General features: G+C 66.8%; 20 protein-coding genes. 7 read left to right on the top strand and 13 right to left on the bottom strand.

What is annotated here, in order from left to right; genetic code table 11:
- From sfnG to AC1DHX_RS03075, 3 genes are read left to right on the top strand one after another with little or no spacing between them, the layout of a single operon-like run.
- A complete protein-coding gene (sfnG, locus tag AC1DHX_RS03085; protein WP_476857654.1) occupies positions 1-1209 on the top strand; it encodes a dimethylsulfone monooxygenase SfnG in 1209 nt (402 codons plus the stop codon).
- Positions 1209-2549 carry an O-acetylhomoserine aminocarboxypropyltransferase/cysteine synthase family protein gene (locus tag AC1DHX_RS03080; protein ID WP_476860036.1) on the top strand — a complete coding sequence of 447 codons (1341 nt, stop codon included), beginning with the start codon at positions 1209-1211 and terminating at the stop codon, positions 2547-2549. Before sfnG ends, AC1DHX_RS03080 begins: the two co-directional genes overlap by 1 nt.
- Positions 2549-3043, top strand: a complete 495-nt coding sequence (locus AC1DHX_RS03075) for a CoA-binding protein (protein ID WP_476899849.1) — start codon at positions 2549-2551, stop codon at positions 3041-3043. Before AC1DHX_RS03080 ends, AC1DHX_RS03075 begins: the two co-directional genes overlap by 1 nt.
- 144 nt (positions 3044-3187) lie before the next feature.
- Here AC1DHX_RS03075 and AC1DHX_RS03070 read toward each other — a convergent pair whose 3' ends face one another.
- The 4 genes from AC1DHX_RS03070 to AC1DHX_RS03055 all read right to left on the bottom strand — a co-directional run bounded on the left by AC1DHX_RS03070 (position 3188) and on the right by AC1DHX_RS03055 (position 6532).
- A complete protein-coding gene (locus AC1DHX_RS03070) occupies positions 3188-3994 on the bottom strand; it encodes a hypothetical protein (protein WP_476860035.1) in 807 nt (268 codons plus the stop codon).
- Entirely contained in the window at positions 3991-4539 is a 549-nt protein-coding gene (locus AC1DHX_RS03065; protein ID WP_476850495.1) for an RNA polymerase sigma factor, read from the bottom strand. The genes AC1DHX_RS03070 and AC1DHX_RS03065 overlap by 4 nt, the downstream gene beginning before the upstream one ends.
- A gap of 130 nt (positions 4540-4669) precedes the next feature.
- Complete coding sequence (locus AC1DHX_RS03060; RefSeq protein ID WP_476860034.1) at positions 4670-5188, bottom strand: hypothetical protein; 519 nt, start codon at positions 5186-5188, stop codon at positions 4670-4672.
- A gap of 333 nt (positions 5189-5521) precedes the next feature.
- Positions 5522-6532, bottom strand: a complete 1011-nt coding sequence (locus AC1DHX_RS03055) for a 1-aminocyclopropane-1-carboxylate deaminase (protein ID WP_476860033.1) — start codon at positions 6530-6532, stop codon at positions 5522-5524.
- A gap of 105 nt (positions 6533-6637) precedes the next feature.
- Here AC1DHX_RS03055 and AC1DHX_RS03050 point away from each other — a divergent pair, with 105 nt between their 5' ends.
- Positions 6638-7300, top strand: a complete 663-nt coding sequence (locus AC1DHX_RS03050; RefSeq protein ID WP_476860032.1) for a GntR family transcriptional regulator — start codon at positions 6638-6640, stop codon at positions 7298-7300.
- A 151-nt stretch (positions 7301-7451) separates the two neighbouring features.
- On the opposite strand, the gene AC1DHX_RS03045 is transcribed toward AC1DHX_RS03050, so the two are convergent.
- Positions 7452-8741, bottom strand: a complete 1290-nt coding sequence (locus AC1DHX_RS03045; RefSeq protein WP_018776133.1) for an adenylosuccinate synthase — start codon at positions 8739-8741, stop codon at positions 7452-7454.
- Positions 8742-9140: 399 nt separating this feature from the next.
- Between AC1DHX_RS03045 and AC1DHX_RS03040 the strand changes: the two genes are divergently transcribed.
- Together AC1DHX_RS03040 and AC1DHX_RS03035 are read left to right on the top strand one after the other, a co-directional pair.
- Positions 9141-10349, top strand: coding sequence for a cobalamin-independent methionine synthase II family protein (locus AC1DHX_RS03040; RefSeq protein ID WP_476860031.1), 1209 nt, complete (start codon positions 9141-9143; stop codon positions 10347-10349).
- A gap of 185 nt (positions 10350-10534) precedes the next feature.
- Positions 10535-11167 carry a uracil-DNA glycosylase family protein gene (locus AC1DHX_RS03035; protein ID WP_028277428.1) on the top strand — a complete coding sequence of 211 codons (633 nt, stop codon included), beginning with the start codon at positions 10535-10537 and terminating at the stop codon, positions 11165-11167.
- 176 nt (positions 11168-11343) lie between these two features.
- Here the strand turns inward: AC1DHX_RS03035 and AC1DHX_RS03030 are convergent, their stop codons facing one another.
- The 4 genes from AC1DHX_RS03030 to AC1DHX_RS03015 all read right to left on the bottom strand — a co-directional run bounded on the left by AC1DHX_RS03030 (position 11344) and on the right by AC1DHX_RS03015 (position 14489).
- The gene (locus tag AC1DHX_RS03030; RefSeq protein WP_476850490.1) at positions 11344-11769 is read right to left on the bottom strand and encodes a DUF3151 domain-containing protein; all 426 of its coding nucleotides are present in this window, start codon (positions 11767-11769) and stop codon (positions 11344-11346) included.
- 2 nt (positions 11770-11771) lie between these two features.
- The gene (gene fbaA, locus AC1DHX_RS03025; protein ID WP_018776137.1) at positions 11772-12791 is read right to left on the bottom strand and encodes a class II fructose-bisphosphate aldolase; all 1020 of its coding nucleotides are present in this window, start codon (positions 12789-12791) and stop codon (positions 11772-11774) included.
- A gap of 143 nt (positions 12792-12934) precedes the next feature.
- Positions 12935-13627 carry a DedA family protein gene (locus AC1DHX_RS03020; protein ID WP_476860030.1) on the bottom strand — a complete coding sequence of 231 codons (693 nt, stop codon included), beginning with the start codon at positions 13625-13627 and terminating at the stop codon, positions 12935-12937.
- A 187-nt stretch (positions 13628-13814) separates the two neighbouring features.
- Entirely contained in the window at positions 13815-14489 is a 675-nt protein-coding gene (locus tag AC1DHX_RS03015) for a TrmH family RNA methyltransferase (protein WP_476857644.1), read from the bottom strand.
- Between the two features lie 53 nt (positions 14490-14542).
- Between AC1DHX_RS03015 and AC1DHX_RS03010 the strand changes: the two genes are divergently transcribed.
- A complete protein-coding gene (locus tag AC1DHX_RS03010) occupies positions 14543-15397 on the top strand; it encodes an HAD-IIA family hydrolase (protein ID WP_476860029.1) in 855 nt (284 codons plus the stop codon).
- Positions 15398-15420: 23 nt separating this feature from the next.
- Here AC1DHX_RS03010 and AC1DHX_RS03005 read toward each other — a convergent pair whose 3' ends face one another.
- The 4 genes from AC1DHX_RS03005 to pyrE form a co-directional block, all read right to left on the bottom strand.
- The gene (locus AC1DHX_RS03005) at positions 15421-16449 is read right to left on the bottom strand and encodes a thioesterase domain-containing protein (protein ID WP_476899848.1); all 1029 of its coding nucleotides are present in this window, start codon (positions 16447-16449) and stop codon (positions 15421-15423) included.
- Positions 16450-16598: 149 nt separating this feature from the next.
- Positions 16599-17144, bottom strand: a complete 546-nt coding sequence (locus AC1DHX_RS03000; protein ID WP_223914539.1) for a hypothetical protein — start codon at positions 17142-17144, stop codon at positions 16599-16601.
- 95 nt (positions 17145-17239) lie between these two features.
- Positions 17240-18013, bottom strand: a complete 774-nt coding sequence (locus tag AC1DHX_RS02995; RefSeq protein ID WP_476899847.1) for a GAF and ANTAR domain-containing protein — start codon at positions 18011-18013, stop codon at positions 17240-17242.
- 98 nt (positions 18014-18111) lie between these two features.
- Entirely contained in the window at positions 18112-18696 is a 585-nt protein-coding gene (pyrE, locus tag AC1DHX_RS02990; protein WP_277528120.1) for an orotate phosphoribosyltransferase, read from the bottom strand.
- Positions 18697-18729 lie beyond the last annotated feature (33 nt).

Genomic DNA, 18729 nt, shown 5'->3' with positions numbered 1-18729 from the left:
ATGACTGAGATCAGCAACGTCGCCCGTCTTTCCGAACCGCTCAAGTTCGCCTACTGGGTCCCCAACGTCTCCGGCGGCCTGGTGGTGTCCACCATCGAACAGCGCACCGGCTGGGACTTCGAATACAACAAGAAGCTGGCCAGGATCGCGGAGAACTCCGGCTTCGAATACGCCCTGACCCAGACCCGGTACGCCGCCTCCTACGGTGCGGACAAACAGCACGAGGCCACCTCGTTCAGCCTGGCGCTGCTGGCCGCCACCGAGCGCCTCAAGGTGATCTCCGCCGTCCATCCGGGCATGTGGCACCCCGGCGTGCTGGCGAAGTACATCATCACCGCGGACCACATCTCCAACGGCCGCGCCGCCGTGAACATCGTCTCCGGCTGGCTCAAGGACGAATTCACCAACTTCGGCCTCGAATGGCTCGAACACGACGAGCGCTACGTCCGCACCGAGGAATTCATCAAGGTCCTCCGCGGGCTCTGGACCGAGCAGGACTACAGCCAGTCCGGCAAGTACTACAACATCACCGACTTCACCCTGAACCCGGCACCGGTGGACGTGCCGGGCCGGGCGCACCCGGAGATCTTCTTCGGCGGCAACTCCACGGCCGCGCAGGCCACCGCCGGCCGGGTGGCTGACTGGTACTTCTCCAACGGCAAGGACCTCGACGGGTTCAAGGAGAACATCGCCGGCGTCGTGGCGGCGTCAGGTGCCGCCGGTCGCGGCACGGAAGGTGCGCTCCCCTCTCCCAAGTTTGGCCTCAACGGCTTCGTGATCGCCCGGGATTCCGAGAAAGAAGCCCGCGACACGCTCCGCGAGATCGTCGAGAAGGCGCACAAGCCCGCCGTCGAGGGGTTCCGCGCCGCCGTCCAGGAAGCCGGGGCGGCCACCAAGGACGGCAAGGGCATGTGGGCCGACTCGAGCTTCGAGGACCTGGTCCAGTACAACGACGGCTTCAAGACCCAGCTGATCGGCACCCCGGAACAGATCGCCGAGCGGATCGTGGAGTACAAGAAGATCGGCGTGAACCTGTTCCTGACCGGCTACCTGCACTTCCAGGAGGAAGTCGCCGCGTTCGGCCAGGACATCCTGCCGATCGTCCGCGAACTCGAGGCCGACCTCGCCCGCAAGAACGGCACCGAACTGGACCTGTCCCGGACCCCGGCGGCAAACGCCGGCACTACCAGCAAGCTGGTGAACGCGTAATGGCTGACCGCAAGTTCGGATTCCGCACCCGCGCGCTGCACGCCGGCGGCACCCCCGACGCCGAGCACGGCGCCCGCGCCGTGCCGATCTACCAGACCACCTCCTTCGTGTTCAAGGACACCCAGGACGCCGCGAACCTCTTCGCGCTGCAGAAATACGGCAACATCTATTCCCGGATCGGCAACCCCACCGTGGCCGCGTTCGAGGAGCGCATCGCCTCCCTGGAGGGCGGAATCGGCGCCGTGGCGACGTCGTCGGGCATGGCGGCGGAGTTCATCACCTTTGCCGCGCTGACCCAGGCCGGGGACCACATCGTGGCCGCCTCCCAGCTCTACGGCGGCACGGTGACCCAGCTGGACGTCACGCTGCGCCGCTTCGGCGTGGACACCACATTCGTCGCCGGCACCGACCCGGCGGACTACGCCGCCGCAGTCCGGGAAAACACGAAGGCGATCTTCGTGGAGGTGGTGGCCAACCCGTCCTCGGAGGTCCAGGACCTTGCGGCCCTCGCCAAGGTGGCGCACGACGCCGGCGTCCCGCTCGTCGTCGACGCCACCCTGAGCACGCCCTACCTCGTGCGGCCGATCGAGCACGGGGCGGACATCGTGATCCACTCCGCCACCAAATTCCTCGGCGGCCACGGCACCACCCTCGGCGGCGTGATCGTCGAAAGCGGCCGCTTCGACTGGGGCAACGGCAACTACCCGACCATGACCGAGCCCGTGGCCTCCTACGGCAACGTCTCCTGGTGGGGGAACTTCGGCGAGTACGGGTTCCTCACCAAGCTGCGCTGCGAACAGCTGCGCGACATCGGACCCGCACTGTCCCCACAGTCGGCGTTCCAGCTGCTGCAGGGCGTGGAGACGCTCCCCCAGCGCCTCGACGAGCACCTGAAGAACGCCCAGGCCGTGGCCGAATGGCTCGAAGCGGACGAGCGCGTGGCCTACGTGAACTTCTCCGGCCTGCCCTCGCACCCGCACTTCGAGCGGGCGCAGAAGTACCTGCCGCTGGGTCCGGGCTCGGTGTTCTCCTTCGGCGTCAAGGGCGGCCGGGCCGCCGGGCAGAAGTTCATCGAGTCCCTGCAGCTGGCCTCACACCTGGCCAATGTGGGCGACTCCCGGACCCTGGTCATCCACCCCGGGTCCACCACCCACCAGCAACTGAGCCCCGAACAGCTCGAGGCGGCAGGTGTCCCCGAGGACCTGGTCCGCATCTCCGTGGGCCTCGAGGACATCGATGACATCCTCTGGGACCTGGACCAGGCACTGGACGCCGCCTCGGAAGCAGCAGCCCCGGATGCATCCGCAGAGGCTGAAGCCTGCACGATCGGAGCGAACTGATGAGTGTTGAAGAACGGACCTGGACCGGCYCCTCGGCGCCGGAGCGCCTGAACCTGCTGCGGCAGGCGAAGTCGATCGCGATTGTGGGCGCATCGGACAAGCCCTCGCGCGCGAGCTATTTCGTGGCCACTTATCTGCAGTCCTCCACCCGGTACAAGGTCTATTTCGTGAACCCGGTGGTGAAGGAAATCCTGGGTCAGCCGACGTATCCGTCGCTCGCGGACCTGCCGGAAAGCCCGGACATTGTGGACGTGTTCCGCAAGCACGGCGACTTGCCCGGCGTCCTGGACGAGGCCATTGCCGCCGGCGCCAAGACCCTCTGGCTGCAACTGGGCTCCTGGCACGAGGACGTTGCCAAGGAGGCCGAGGCCGCCGGACTCGACGTCGTGATGGACCGCTGCGTGAAGATTGAGCATGCCCGGTTCCACGGCGGCCTGCACCTTGCCGGATTCGACACCGGCGTCATCTCTTCGAAGCGGCAGGTCCTGGCCTAAACAGCAGGAACAGCCCAACTCGAGCCGCCGCGAACCAACCCCCCGCCAACCAACCCGTTGCGCTATCACTTTGGGTCGTTCTGAGCGCCCAGAACCGCCCTAAGTGATAGCGCAACCGGGTTAACAAAGGAATTTAAGGGCGGCTTATGGCTGGCCGGGGGCCTTGGTCGGAACGACGCCCGGCAGGGTTGGCGTGATGTGGCCCGGAACGCGCGGCAGATCCTTGCCTGCGTTTCCGCCGCCGCCCGGAAGATCGGGTGATCCGGGCAGCCCCGGCGCCCCGGGCCGCTGCCCGGGGGTCGGCAGGATGCCGTCGCGGCCGACGGCGGGAGGCGTGGCGGGGGGCGCGTGTCCGGCCGCCGGGGCGCCCGGGGTGCTGGAGCTGGTGCGCGTCGATGCCCCGGACGGGCCGGGCGCGCCGTGACCCGGCGTGGCGACAGGCGCGGGAAGGGCGGGGATGGTGGACGGCGAGGGCTGGACATGCTCGGGGGCCGGTGCGCCGCCGTGGCCCGGAGTCTGGAAGATGACCCCGACGGTGTGGCTGACGCTGTGCCGGAAGTCCTCGCTGGATGCCGCCACGGCGCCGGCACCAAGGGTCATGGCACCCACGACGGCGCCACCGACGATTGCCAGCCGGCGCTTCCGGCCGCGGCGCTCGGCCAGGCTGGTGACCCCGACCGGCAGCGATTCATCGGCATCATTCTTCGCGGACACGACGGTTGGCAGCGCCGTCGTCGTGGCTGTGTCAGGGGCGGCGGCAAGACCGGTTGCTCCGGCTGTTCCGGCCGCGAGCAGGGCCGCGAGGTCGGCGCGGGGCGCGGGAGCGGCATCCGGGACCACGGCGCGGAGCTGTTCCAGCGCGCTCCGAAGCTCGGCCGCGGATTCGAGGCCGGAATAGCCCAGCATCGCCTGGATGCTGCCATCCTGCTGGGGGTCGCGGGTGCCGGTCATGATGCTGCGTGGTCCTTTTCGGTTACGAGTTCGCGCAGGGCACTGAGCCCGCGGCGCTGAAGCTGCTTGATGGCACCCGGCGTCTTGTCCATGATGCCGGCCACCTGTTCGATGGAAAGGTCCGCGACGATCCGCAGGACCAGAACTTCGCGCTGCTCCTCATTGAGCCTCGCGAGGGTGTCCGAGATACCGCCCAGGGATCCGAGCGCTTCGTCCTCGGCGGATGCCGAGTACCGGGCGTCGTTCAGGGGATCGTATTCGGCCAAATGCGGAGTGCGTTCTGCCCGCCTCCTGTAGTCGACCAGCCGCGCGTGGGCGACGGAGAAAATGAAGGTCCTCAGACCTGCGTGACCGCCGCTGACGCCGGCCAGCTTTGGCAGGACGTCTACGAACACATCCTGGGTCAGGGCCTCGGCGTCGTCCACGCCCCGGGCCCGGAAGTAGCCCAGCACGGCCGGGGAAATAACCGTGTACACCGCGCTGAAACCTGAAGGGTCACCAGCTAAGGCGGCTGACAATTCGTCATCGCTTAGCTGCTGTGCCAAGAGGCTGTCCTTCCGTTACTGCTGGGGTGCGGCCCCCGCAAGTCTAGCGGCCGCACCCCGGAGCCCTCCAAAGTGAGGGCTCCCTCCTTGCTTTCAGACCCGTGCCGGGTCCAGGCTAAACAGCCGAAATTTACTTGTCGTGCTGGGGCAGCTCGACCGACGGCTGGGCCGGAACAGCCGGGGTTGCCGGAATAGCGGGGGTTGCCGGAACGCCCTTGGCACCGGGGACGGCCGGTGTCGCCGGGGTGGCCGGAACTGCGGCGTGGATGTTGGCGTTGGCGCGTGCCTCGCCGGCAGCACCCTTGACGCTGGCAGCACCCTTGACGCTGGCGTCGCCCTTGACGGTGGCTCCGTCCTTTGCGTCGGCGGAGCCGTCGACGGCACCCTCGGTGCCGTCCACGTCGGCTTCGGCGTCGCCCTTGGCCTTGCCGTCAGTCGACGGCGCGGCCGGAACTGCGGGGACGGCCGGCTTTGCCGGGAGCGTAGGCGTGGCCGGGATAGCCGGGGTGGCGGGCGTAGCGTGGCTCACTTCAGCCTGCTCGGTGCCGGACATCTGAGCGGCATTGGCCAGTCCGATGCCGGAGAAACCTCCGACTGCCAGAATGGCGGCGCCGACAGCGATCTTGGTGGTCTTGCTAACACTCTTCATTACAGACGTACATCCTTTGTTTTTTTGGTTTGAAGGCGGGCTGAGGCCTCATGGGGGCAGTTGACAGCCCGCTCTCGCCAGAAAAGGCTGGCCGGCGCCCATGGGGGCAGGCGCCGGCCGGCACTTACGGTGGAAGGCCAGCCGGGGTCTGGTGGGGGGTCCAAGACTCCGGCGGCGCTTACAAAGGAGTAATCGCTGGGCGGGCCCGAAAGGTTACGCACCAATCGGAAATTTCTTGATTTCTTTTTTGAGCCGGCGCTGCAGGGGCTTAACGACGACGGTGGGCCCCCGCCAGGGAACCCGTCGCCGCAGGAGCTTAACGACGACGCCGCGTCAGGACCGGAAGAGCCCGCTGTAGGCATTCAGGGCGACCTGGCCGCCGAGGTGGGCGTAGAGGACATTGCTGCCGGCCGGAATTTCCCGGCTTTTCACAAGGTCGATCAGCCCGGCCAGGGACTTGCCCTCGTAGACGGGGTCGGTGATCATGGCCTCGAGCGAGGCGCCCAGCCGGATGGCCTCCAGGGTGGAATCGACGGGAATCCCATAGAGGTCCCCGGCCCAGCCCTCCATGACGTTGATTTCCTCGTCCCGGAGTTCCCTGCCCAGGCCGATCAGCTCGGCGGTGTTCCGGGCGATGCGTTCCACCTGGTCACGGGTCTTCGCCAGGGTTGCCGACGCGTCGATGCCGATCACGCGGCGCGGTTTGTCCTGGCCGGCAAAACCCGCGATCATCCCGGCGTGGGTGGAGCCCGTGACGGTGCAGACGACAATCGTGTCGAAAAAGATGCCGAGCTCGCGCTCCTGCTCTTCCACCTCGTAGGCCCAGTTGGCGAAGCCCAGACCGCCCAGCCTGTGGTCTGACCCGCCGGCCGGGATCGCGTAGGGCTTGCCGCCGGCGGCCTTGACCTCTTCGATGGCGGTCTCCCAGCTGCTGCGGATGCCGATGTCGAAGCCCGCACTGTCCAGCCGCACGTCGGCGCCCATGATCCGCGAGAGCAGGATGTTGCCTACCCGGTCGGACAACGGATCGGGCCAGTCGACCCAGTTTTCCTGGACCAGGCGTGCTTTGAGGCCGAGCTTCGCGGCCACCGCCGCGACCTGGCGGGTGTGGTTGGACTGGTAGCCGCCAATCGAGACGAGGGTGTCCGCACCCTGCGCCAAGGCCTCCGGGACGAAGTACTCCAGCTTGCGCGTCTTGTTGCCGCCAAACGCGAGGCCACTGTTGACGTCCTCGCGTTTCGCCCAGATCTGCGCCCCGCCCAGGTGTGCGCTGAGCCGCGGCAGCGGATGGACGGGGCTCGGCCCAAACATCAGGGGGTAGCGTTCGAAATCGGTGATGGCCATCGTCGGTCCTTCGCTCGCGGTGGGAAACGGTCACAGCAAATATGCAATATATTGCATTGTCGGATACGGGCTCCGGAAGGGCAAGAGGGATATACGATATGTTGCATGCCCGTACCCTCGCTCGCCGGAGTCCACAAGCGGCCGCTGCTGCGGGACAACGTCTTTGAATCGATCCGTAACGCGATCGTCGACGGCACCTTCGAGCCCGGCGAACGGCTGAAGGACGCCGAACTGGAAGCGTGGCTCGGCGTGAGCCGGACACCCATCCGCGAGGCGCTGCTGCGGCTGGAACGCGCCGGCCTGGTGGTTGCGCTGCCGGGCAAGGCGACCATCGTGGCCCCCTGCGACCCGGCGTCGACGCTCAGCACGCAGCAGGTGGTGGCGGGACTGCACGAGCTGGCCGCACGCCTGGCGGTCCCGCTCCTGGCGGAGGAGCACCTCGCCGCCATGGCCGGGGCCAACGCGCGCTTCGAACAGGCCCTGCAGGCGGCGGAGGTCGAGTCGGCACTGCGGGCTGATGACGATTTCCACGCCGTCTTTGTCACGGTCAGCGGCAACCCGGTACTCCGGGAAATCCTGGAACAAACCACCCCCGTCCTGCGCCGGGTGGAGCGGATGCGCTTCGGCTCATTTGCCGCCCGGGAATCGGTGGCTCAGCACGCTGAAATCATCCGGCTCGCCCGCCTTGGCGACGCCGAGGCCGCCGCCAGGGCGTGCCGGGAGAACTGGCTCTCGCTGCGGTTCACGTCCGCGGAAGACCCCGCCTAGGACCGTTGTGGTCCCGCCTGGGCCAGGCGTGACTGCTGCCTTAACTGCGACGGCTGCGGCCTTAACCGCGACGGCGGCGGCCCGCCCCTGCAAGGGCGACCCGCCGCCGTCGTACGCCGGTTGGTGACACGTCAGTCGGTGCCGGCCAGTGTCAGTCGTTGATGAGGTCGTTGACCACGATCGTCTGGTCGCGGTCCGGGCCGACGCCGATCGCGGAGAACCGCGTGCCGGAGAGCTTTTCCAGGGCCAGGACGTAGTTCCGGGCGTTCTCCGGCAGGTCCTCCAGGGTGCGGGCGCCGGTGATGTCCTCGGTCCAGCCTTCGAAGTATTCGAAGATCGGCTTGGCGTGGTGGAACTCGGTCTGGGTCATGGGCATTTCGTCGTGCCGCACGCCGTCGACGTCGTAGGCCACACAGACCGGGATCTGTTCGATGCCCGTCAGCACGTCCAGCTTCGTGACGAAGTAGTCCGTGAAGCCGTTGACCCGGGAGGCGTGGCGTGCCAGCACGGCGTCGTACCAGCCGCAGCGGCGGGGACGGCCGGTGTTGACGCCGAACTCGCCGCCGGTCTTCTGCAGGTACATGCCCATCTCATCGAACAGTTCCGTCGGGAACGGCCCTGCGCCCACGCGGGTGGTGTAGGCCTTGATGATGCCGATGGAACGCGAGATCCGGGTGGGGCCGATGCCGGAGCCCACGGAGGCGCCGCCCGCGGTCGGGTTCGAGGACGTCACGAAGGGGTAGGTGCCGTGGTCAACGTCCAGGAAGGTGGCCTGGCCGCCCTCCATGAGGACCACCTTGCCCTCGTCCAGGGCGGTGTTCAGGACGTAGGTGCTGTCGATGACCAGCGGGCGGAGGCGCTCGGCGAAGGACAGGAAGTACTCCACGATCTCGTCCACCTCGATGTCCCGGCGGTTGTAGACCTTGACCAGGAGCTCGTTCTTCTGGCGCAGCGAACCCTCTACCTTCTGGCGCAGGATCGAGGCGTCAAAGACGTCCTGGACGCGGATGCCGAGGCGGGCCACCTTGTCCATGTAGGCCGGGCCGATCCCGCGGCCGGTGGTGCCGATGGCGCGGCTGCCGAGGAACCGCTCGGTGACCTTGTCCAAGACCTGGTGGTAGGGCGCCACGAGGTGCGCGTTGGCGGAGACGCGCAGCTTGGAGGTGTCCGCGCCGCGGGCCTCCAGTCCGTCGATCTCCTGGAACAGGGCTTCCAGGTTCACCACGCAGCCGTTGCCGATGATCGGAATCGCGTTCGGGCTCAGGATGCCGGCCGGAAGGAGCTTGAGCTCATACTTCTCACCGCCTACGACGACGGTGTGCCCGGCGTTGTTGCCGCCGTTGGGCTTGACGACATAGTCGACGCGGCCGCCAAGCAGGTCAGTGGCCTTACCTTTGCCTTCGTCGCCCCATTGGGCTCCGACGATCACGATTGCTGGCATGGGATCCTCCCCCATTCGTTCGGGCCGAACTGCGTTTAGTGACCAGGCGGTCACCGCAGTTCAGCGCCGTTCATGAGAATGCCCCGAATCTATCGCTGTGTTCGTATCCAACGCCAGAGTTCCGGGGCTCTTACCACCCAAGTTTAGCCGAAATCGGTGCCCGGCATCGCTTTGGGTCCTTGCTTGGACGCGCCGCCTAGGTGGTGAACGCCAGGGCGGCTTCCGCGAGGAGGGCCACGCGTCCGCCGCGGCGGACGAGCCGTTCTTTTTCCTGGCGTTCGTCGTAGCTGCATCATCCACCAGCTCAGGCCCGACACATAGCGGGCACCACTTGCGGGACGGCGCGAGGTGGAATTGAGTGGGAGTGAGAATCCCGAGCGGCCGAAAGGAAACCGCGCCATGCCCCGGACCACTGACCACATCCGTGTGACCCATGCCGGCTCATTGCCCCGCACGCCGGAGCTGATCGCCGCAAACGAGGCCAAGGAAACCGACGGCATCACGCCCGAATTCCTGGACCTGCTCGAAACCTCGATAGTGGACGTCGTCCAGCGCCAGAAGGAGCTGGGCATCGACATACCCAATGACGGCGAGTACGGGCATACGATGTCCAGCTCCGTGGACTACGGCGCCTGGTGGAATTACTCCTTCTCACGGCTCGGCGGCCTGGAACCGACCGACGTGGACCGCTGGGCCGACGCCACGGTGCACCGCTCCTCGCCCGGCCACATCGTCCTGACCTCCTTCCCGGACCGCCGGGACCGGCAGAAGTTCGATGACGCCTACAACGACCCCTCCTCCGGGATCCTGGCCCACCGCAAGGCCGTCACGCAGCCCAAGGTCGCCGGGCCACTGACGTACACGGGCCAGGAGCTCGTGGCCTCGGACGTTGCCAACCTCAAGACCGGACTGGCCGCGGCCGGGCTCGCCGAGGGGTTCATCGCCTCCCTCTCGCCCGGTTCGTGCGCCCGGGTGGCCAACGATTACTACGGCAGCGACGAGGAACTCCTCTACGCCTGCGCCGACGCGATGCGCGAGGAATACAAGGCCATCATCGACGCCGGCCTGACAGTCCAGCTCGACGACCCCTCCCTGGCCGAGAGCTGGGACCAGATCAACCCCGAGCCGAGCCTGGCGGACTACCTGAAGTTCATCCAACTCCGGGTCGAAGCAACGAACTGGGCGCTGCGCGGTCTTCCCCAGGAGCAGATCCGGCTGCATGTCTGCTGGGGTTCCTGGCACGGCCCGCACACCACGGACATCCCGTTCGCGGACATCGTCGACTCAGTCCTGCAGGTCAATGCCGGCGGCTACTCCTTCGAGGCGGCCAACGTCCGGCACGAGCACGAATGGCGCGTCTGGGAGGATGCGAAGCTTCCCGAGGGGAAGGTCATCATCCCCGGCGTCGTCTCACACGCCACCAACGTCGTGGAGCATCCGGATCTCGTGGCCGACCGGATCGTGCGCTTCGCCGAGCTCGTGGGACGTGAAAACGTGATTGCGTCCACCGATTGCGGGCTGGGCGGCAGGGTGCATCCCCAAATCGCCTACGCCAAGCTGGAGGCCCTCGGCGAAGGCGGACGCCGCGCCACCCAGCGGCTCTGGTAGCAGCACCTGGCCGGCGGGGTCCAGCCCGGCGCCGCATTTCGCGGGGCTTGATAGACTGATAAGGATCGACCAGGAATCGGTCCACACCACATTTTCAAACCACACCATTGCTCCGCATGCCCGTATTCGGCGTGCCTGCATCCGGTGTGGCAGCTTTGCCAATCCCGCAGGAGACCCAGCAACATATGACAGCCCTGGCCACCGAAAATTTCCGCGAAGAGCTTCTGAGCCGCCGGTACGAACCTAACGTCGCCCCCGTCAACGAGCTCCTTGACGTCCTCCAGGCAACCAAAGCTGGCACCGCTGTCCCCTACGTGGACCCCATGCACGACGTCGACGAGTGCCGGATCATCAGCCTGTACTCCAACATCGGCACCGCTGACGCGTCAGGCTTCATCACCGCCGGCGACGACGAGGCCGCCACCCGTATGCTGGGCATCCAGTGGAAACTCGGCCTGCGCCCCGAGTTCGTCATGCCCTGGAACGTCCACCCGTGGCACGTCCCCGGCGAGCCGAACGGCAAGTTCACGCCGGACCAGATTTCCGCGGGCCTGAAGCCGCTGCTGAAGTTCCTGGCCCTCGTTCCCCGCGCCTCCGTGATCGTCGCCCACGGCACCGAGGCCAACCGCCTGGCCAACCTGCTGCTCAAGACCGAAGTGCCCATGATCTGGCGCCGCGGCCTGAAGACCTACAAGGTCCGCTCGCTCAGCGGCCGGGCGTTCGCCGGCACCCCGGCCCGGCAGGAAGAGTACCTGGCGGAGATGCACACCGCCTACGCGGACGCCATGGCCCGCACGGGCCTGGCCAAGGCCAGCTGACCCACGCACGCACAAACGACGGCGGGCTCCCACCTCAAGGCGGGAGCCCGCCGTCGCACGTTAACGCGTTAACACGTTAATCCGCCGCTTAAACCGCAACGCGGGGTCACTTACGGCCCATCCACCGTGGTGGGATGGACCGTAAGTGACCCCGCGTTGCGTCGTTTGGCGGCGCCTCAGCCCTCGGCTTCGATGGCCGCCTTCGCGCCGGGATCGGAATCCTTCAGGAACTTTTCGATCCGCTCCGGCTCCTCGGGCTCGCCGATCGCCGCGGACGCACGGCCAAGCGAGTAGAGGGAGCGCAGGAAGCCGCGGTTGGGTTCGTGCTCCCACGGGATCGGCCCGACGCCGCGCCACCCGTTGCGGCGCAGCGAATCCAGGCCGCGGTGGTAGCCGACCCGCGAGTACGCGTAGGAATCGATGGTGCGGCCCTCGTTCCAGGCCTCCTCGGCGAGGATGGCCCACAGGAGCGAGGAGGTGGGGTGCTTCGCCACGAGGTCCACGGCTTCCTGGCCGAGCGCGAGATGCTGGTAGATCTCGCTCTCGGCAGGCAGGAGCGTGGGCTCGGGACCCATCAGGTTTTTCCGGAACTCGTCGGACATGGCTAGAAGGTCTTGCCGGTGGAGCCCAGCTGCTGGGCGGCCTCGACCACGCGGGCGGCCAGGCCGGCCTCAGCCGAAGCGCCCCAGACGCGGGGATCGTAGAGCTTCTTGTTGCCGACCTCGCCGTCGACCTTCAGCACGCCGTCGTAGTTGCGGAACATGTGGTCCACCACGGGGCGGGTGTAGGCGTACTGGGTGTCGGTGTCGATGTTCATCTTGATGACGCCGTAGGAGACGGCGTCCGCGATTTCCTTGTCCGAGGAGCCGGAGCCGCCGTGGAACACGAGGTCGAACGGGTTGGCTTTGCCGATCTTGGCGCCGACCTGTTCCTGGATGTCCTTGAGGATCTCGGGGCGGAGCTTGACGCCGCCCGGCTTGTAGACGCCGTGCACGTTGCCGAAGGTCAGCGCCGTGATGTAGCGGCCGTTTTCGCCGGAACCGAGCGCGTCGATGGTGGCCAGGGCGTCCTCGACCGTGGTGTAGAGCTTGTCGTTGATGGCGTTCTCGACGCCGTCTTCCTCGCCGCCCACGGTGCCGATCTCGACCTCGAGGATCATCTTGGCGGCGGCGGTGCGCTCGAGCAGTTCACGGGCGATCCGCAGGTTTTCCTGCAGGGTCTCGGCGGAGCCGTCCCACATGTGCGAGTTGAAGAGGGGGTTGCGGCCTGCCTTGACCTCGGCCTCGGAGGCGGCGAGCAGCGGGAGCACAAAGCCGTCCAGCTTGTCCTTGGGGCAGTGGTCCGTGTGCAGGGCGATGTTCACGCCGTAGTTCTTCGCGACTTCGCGGGCGAACGCGGCAAAGCCGAGGGAGCCGGCAACCATGTCCTTGGTGGCGGCGCCGGACCAGTAAGCTGCACCACCGGTGGAGACCTGGACGATGCCGTCGGACTCGGCCTCGGCGAAGCCGCGCAGGGCGGCGTTCAGGGTCTGGGAGGACGTGACGTTGACCGCCGGGAAGGCGAAGCCGCCCGTCTTTGCGCGGTCGATCATCTCGGAGTAGATCTCTGGGGTTGCAATGGGCATGCTGACTCCTAATGTGAATTTCGTCTACGGGCTGGTGATCCTGGAGGGAACCTCGTCGGCTAGGAACCATCCTAGCCATTCCTGCGCCGGGGCCGTGTCTCCGGTCACGTGGCCCCTGTAACACTCGCGGCCGGGCGCTTCGGTCATGGTTCCGGCCTGCCGGCGGACTGGCCGGCGCCGGCCCCGCCGCCGGCGTTGCGCCGGCCGCTGGCGGTGCGCGTGGCCCTGGCTTTACGCGTGGCGCGGGCTTTCCGGATCCGCAACGTGATGACGGCTGCCACGACGACTACCGCGACCACAGCGGTGACGCCGCGTCCGGCAGATGTGGCTGCCGCTTCGTAGGAGTTCCCGGCCAGGTAACCGAGCAGGACAAATCCTGCACCCCACACCAGGCCGCCGGCGGCGTTGAAGGCCAGAAACTTCAGGTAGGGCATCCGTGAGCTGCCGGCCAGTGCGGGCATGACGGCGCGGAAAAATGCCACAAACCGGCCCAGGAACACCGCCGAACCGCCTCGGAGGCGCAGGAATTCCTGGGCCTTTTCAAGTCTCGCCAGACGCCTGTTCATGACTTTCAGACCCAGAAGTCTCGGTCCCAGGTGTTTGCCGACCTCGTATCCGGCCGAGTCCCCGATGATCGCGGCCAGCACGACCACGACCATCACGGACCACAAGGGCAGGACCCCGCGGCCGGCCACGACCCCGCCCAGAACCGCGGCGGTCTCCCCGGGGACAACGAAGCCGACGAAGAGGGCGTCCTCGGCGAAGACCAGCAGGCCCACGATGATCAGGGCCAGCAGCGGGTCTACATTCAGGACGCTGTCCACAAACCCGCTCACCGGGTTTCCGCTCCCCTGCCGAACGGGACGGCTTCATCCGACGTGCAACGGTGATGTCTTCGGTTCCGGTCCACATCCTTCTCCTCGCGCGTTCGCCTAGCACCGACAGCGTCTGCTGGTTTGCGATCCACGTCAACGGCTCGCTTGTCGGTACGGAACCCCGGGCCACGGACGCCTAAGAGTGGCTTTAGCCCGGGAGCTGGCCGAACACGTGGCGGCGGATCCAGGCGTGCATCGCGATCGCGGCGGCGGAGGCCGCGTTGATGGAGCGGGTGGAGCCGAACTGCTCGATCGACAGGGTGTCCAGCGCCGCTTCGTGGACTTCAGGGGTCAGGCCCGGGCCTTCCTGGCCGAAGACCAGGACGCAGTCCTTGGGCAGTTCGTAGGTCTCCAGCGGCACCGAGTCCGGGAAGATGTCGATCCCGATGATCGCCAGCCCCTCCCCCTGCGCCCAGGCCACGAAGTCCTCAACGGTGGGGTGGTGGCGGACGTGCTGGTAGCGGTCGGTGACCATGGCCCCGCGGCGGTTCCACCGGCGTCGTCCGATGATGTGGACTTCCTTGGCGAGGAACGCGTTGGCGGTCCGGACCACGGTGCCGATGTTGAGGTCGTGCTGCCAGTTCTCGATCGCGATGTGGAAGTTGTGCCGCTTGGAGTCCAGGTCGGCCACGATCGCCTCGTGCTTCCAGTAGCGGTATTTGTCCACCACGTTGCGCCGGTCGCCGTCCGCCAGCAGGTCCGGGTCCCAGTGCCCGCCCTGGGGAACTTCGCCTTCCCAGGGTCCGACGCCGACCTCCGCCTTCGGTTCCGGCCCTTCCTCTGCGGCGGGGAGGGACGGGGCGGGGATCTCGGGTTCAGTCACGCCTCAACATTAGACTGGGTGACAGGAAGCGGCACACTTAGGCGGAGGACAGCATGGCAGATCAGCGCGAAGAGCAGGGTACCGATTCAGACGAGGGCCGTTCGTACGCCTCGATGTACCGCAGCGGCCAGGAAATCGAGTGCTGGCTCACGGACATGGACGGCGTGCTGGTCCACGAGAACCAGCCCATCCCGGGCGCGGCGGAGCTGATCCAGCGCTGGGTGGACACCTCCAAGCGGTTCCTCGTGCTGACCAACAACTCGATCTTCACGCCCCGGGACCTCGCGGCCCGGCTGAGCTCTTCCGGGCTGGAAATCCCGGAGGAGAACATCTGGACCTCGGCCCTGGCCACGGCCCAGTTCCTCAAGGACCAGGTCCGCGGTTCGGAGTCGGGGAACCGCGCCTACACGATCGGCGAAGCAGGACTCACGACGGCGCTCCACGAGGCCGGCTTCATCCTCACCGACCAGAACCCCGACTTCGTGGTGCTCGGCGAGACCCGCACCTATTCGTTTGAAGCCATCACCATGGCCATCCGCCTGATCCTCGCCGGCGCGCGTTTCATCGCCACCAACCCGGACGCCACCGGGCCCTCGAAGGACGGACCCATGCCTGCCACCGGGGCCATCGCCGCCCTCATCACCAAGGCCACGGGGCGCGAACCGTACATTGTGGGCAAGCCCAACCCGATGATGTTCCGGTCGGCGATGAACCAGATCGACGCGCACTCGGAAACCACGGCCATGATCGGCGACCGCATGGACACCGACATCATCGCCGGCATGGAGGCGGGCCTGCACACGGTGCTGGTGCTCAGCGGCATCACCCACCGGGACGATATCGCCGCGTATCCGTTCCGGCCGAACCAGATCCTGAATTCCGTGGCGGACCTCAAGAACCAGATCTGAGCAACACCCCAGGACGCGATACCTCAGAACGCGGTCTTCTTCCCGCCGCCGCCCGGCAGCGGGAAGAGGTCGTCCTGGAGTTTTTCGATGRTGGGCCGGTAGATGAACGGGCTCCAGCCAGGGCTCGCGTGCTCCGGCCTCGCCCCGTCGGTGCGCAGGTCATCCGAGACCATGTTGGTTTTGAAGGACAGTGACCAGGTGTCCCGGGCGGTCTCGTAATCCACCGTCTTGTCCCGGGGGTTGCCGATGAACGCCATCTTCGTTTCGCCCAGCTTCCCGACGAAACGGCTGGCCTCAAAGTGGAAGATATAGGCGGATTCGGACTGGATCAGCACGCTGGACGGCGCGATCGGGGACAGCTGTTCCAGTGTCTGGTCCACCACCTGACCCCAACTGCGTTCATTCTTGTGCAGCATCCTCTCGCCGAGCTCATAGCCGCCGCGCAGCACTGTGGGGAAGCGGAACCCGCTTTCGTAGAGCATCACCACACCCTCGAACCAGCTCTGGTCCAGCACGTCGTGCCGGCCTGCCGGGCTGGAGTCGAGCAGGATGAACGCCACTTCGACGCCGTGCAGTTCGCGCAGCCGGGCCGCCACCTGGGTTGCCACCATGCCGCCAAAACTATGGCCGTAGAAGTAGAGGGTGGTGAGATTGTGGGCGCGGACGTGCTCGATCACGGCGATGACCACCTCCTCGATGTCCAGGCCTTCGTTGGAATACCCGACGGCGGCGAGCTGGCCCCTCTTGTTCAGGGAGCCGCGCAGCGCGTTCAGGATCCACAGGGCTTCTTCCCAGCTCGTTTTGTAGCCGGGGAACAGGATCCAGCTGGCGTGGGGGTAATACCGTTCGGCAACGTCATCAGGTACTTCGAGGATCCGGCTGACACGCCGCTCGGCCTGCACGCGCTGAGTGAACAGCATGTCCGCCGCCAGCAGCGACGCGGACCCTGCGCCGATCAGGAACGATCGCCGGGAAACCCGTTTAAGCTCAACGGCGCGGCGGAGCATGCGGGCCTCGGAAGCACCGGGGCCTCGCGGATGGTTCGGATCCATCTCGGCCGGCACATCTCTACCGTATCCACGCTTCGGCGGGGATGAGAAACCGGACCATACAGCGGTCCCGAAGCTCAGCGTGGAAGCGCGGTTGGCGGGCCGCTGGCGCGGTTGGGGCCGCTGGCACGCCGTTGAAGCGCCGTTGCCGGTTACGCGGGTTCGGGCTCGCGGCCGACCTCGCGGCGGCTGATTTCCATGCCGATCTCGTCATAGGTCGCCAGGAGTTCCGAGCGGGCCATGTCAGCGGGATCATCGAGAAGGCCGAACACGGAGTCGCTCGCGGCGAAGAGTTCGTCGTCGGAGAACCGGTTCAGCTTCCGGGTGCCTGAGGGATCGATCGAGGCCGTAAATTCCCCGGCCATGTCCAGAGGTGGCAATGCAGCGGAATCGTCGCGGTGCGCGGTCAGTTCCAGGGAGACTCCACCGGGAGCCGGCATGCCGGCGACCTCCGAGCCGGAGGCCCCGCCGTCGATTGCGTTGAGGTCGTTGCGCAGGCCGGCCAGCGCCGCTGATTCCACGAATGCGGCCAGGCCGAGGTCGACGCGGATGTGCGAGATGATCCCCATGCGGCGGATGCGCTGGATAATTTGCATCAGGGAGGGGCGGGAGGCTTGTGTGAGGCTCCCCCGGACACTAATCCGGACGACGTCGGAAACGACATCGAGTTTGACGTGGGCTTGCAGTGTTTGGTCCATAGGTACTCCAAATAAGGATGTCTACGGCCGACGGCTCAACCTCATTCAGCGTATCCGCGCTTGTGGTCGCACACAAGTCATAGGCCGCTGCCGGTTCAGCCAGCCTGCCGCCGGTTCGGCTCTTCGTAGTGCGTCCTGGTAGCCGTTCCGCCGACAGATTGCACCAGTGAGGCGGCGATGTCGCGGAGTTTGACGTTGCCGTTGCTGGAGGCATCGGTGAGGATCCGGACCGCGGTTTCCTGGTCGCAACGGTTCTGGGCCATGACGATCCCGATGGCCATGTCGATCACGGTCCGGGATTCGAGCGTGGCGCGCAGGTTCGTGGCGCTGTCCGTGTGCAGCGAGAAGCGGACTGCCAGCCGCAGCGCCTGGGAGATTTCACGGGTGTACCCGCGGGCCCGGACCGCGACGTCGCCGTCGAACTTGTGCGGGACATCGGAGTACAGGTTCAGGGCCGCCTGGGCTTCGCCCTGGAGGTGGAAAGGCACCGACAACACCGAGCGCAGGCCGTGCGAGGCGACGGCGGAGRCGTAGTCAGGGCCCCAGCGGTCCTCGTCGAAGAGGTCCGGGACGTAGACTTCCCGTTCCTCCTTGGCGGCGGTCAGGCAGGGGCCCTGGGACAGTGAGTACTGGATCTCGTCCACTTCGCGGGCGGAGTCGCTGCTCCACCCGATCGTGGCGGCCTTACGGTCCCGGAGCAGGGTGATTCCGCACAGCGCGTCGTCGCCGGAGCCGGCCACCTGGTGCGCGGAAAAACGCGCGAGTTCGTTCAGGAACGCTTCGAAGTCTGCGCTGTCCAGGATCAGGTTCTGGATCTGGTCGACAGTGTTGACGGAGTCAGCGGTCAAGTCTTCAGGGGGCGGGAGCATGTCGCGTTTCTCCAGATGCGGGTACGGACGGGGGGTATTTAAGAAATGATAAGTCACCCCCTAGGCACCGTCCACCCGCGTCAGCTGAGGGAGAAACGCTAGTTGAGGCCCAGTTCGTCCTTGCCGAAGGCGAAGAGGTACGGAACGCCGGCTTCGGCCTCGATCTTTTCCTTGGCTCCGGTGTCGCGGTCCACGATCACGGCGACGGCCACCACGTTGCCGCCGGCCTTGCGGACGCCTTCGACGGCGGTCAGCGCGGACCCGCCGGTTGTTGAGGTGTCCTCCAGGACCAGGACCTTGCGGCCCTCGACCGAGGGGCCTTCCACCTGGCGTCCCATGCCGTAGGACTTCTGCGCCTTGCGGACGACGAACGCGTCCACCGGGCGGCCGGCGTCGACGGCGGCATGCATGACGGCCGTGCCCACCGGGTCCGCCCCCATGGTGAGTCCCCCGGCGCACTCGAAATCGATCCCGGCGTCCTCCATCAGCGAGAGCATGACCTGCCCGACGAGTTTGGACGCCTCGTGGTGCAGGGTGATGCGGCGCAGGTCGATGTAGTAGTCGGCCTCGGCGCCGCTGGAGAGGATGACCTTGCCGCGGACTACGGCCAGTTCCTTGATCAGTTCCAGCAGTCGGGCACGGGCAGCGGCAGCGTCGGCTGCGAAGTCACGGGTGGCAGTCATGGCTCCCAGTTTAGTGGCTGGTCCGCCGCGGAT

It is taken from the genome of Arthrobacter sp. 05N33_2, from assembly GCF_056397425.1.
This window is presented reverse-complemented; position numbering and strand designations above follow the sequence as displayed.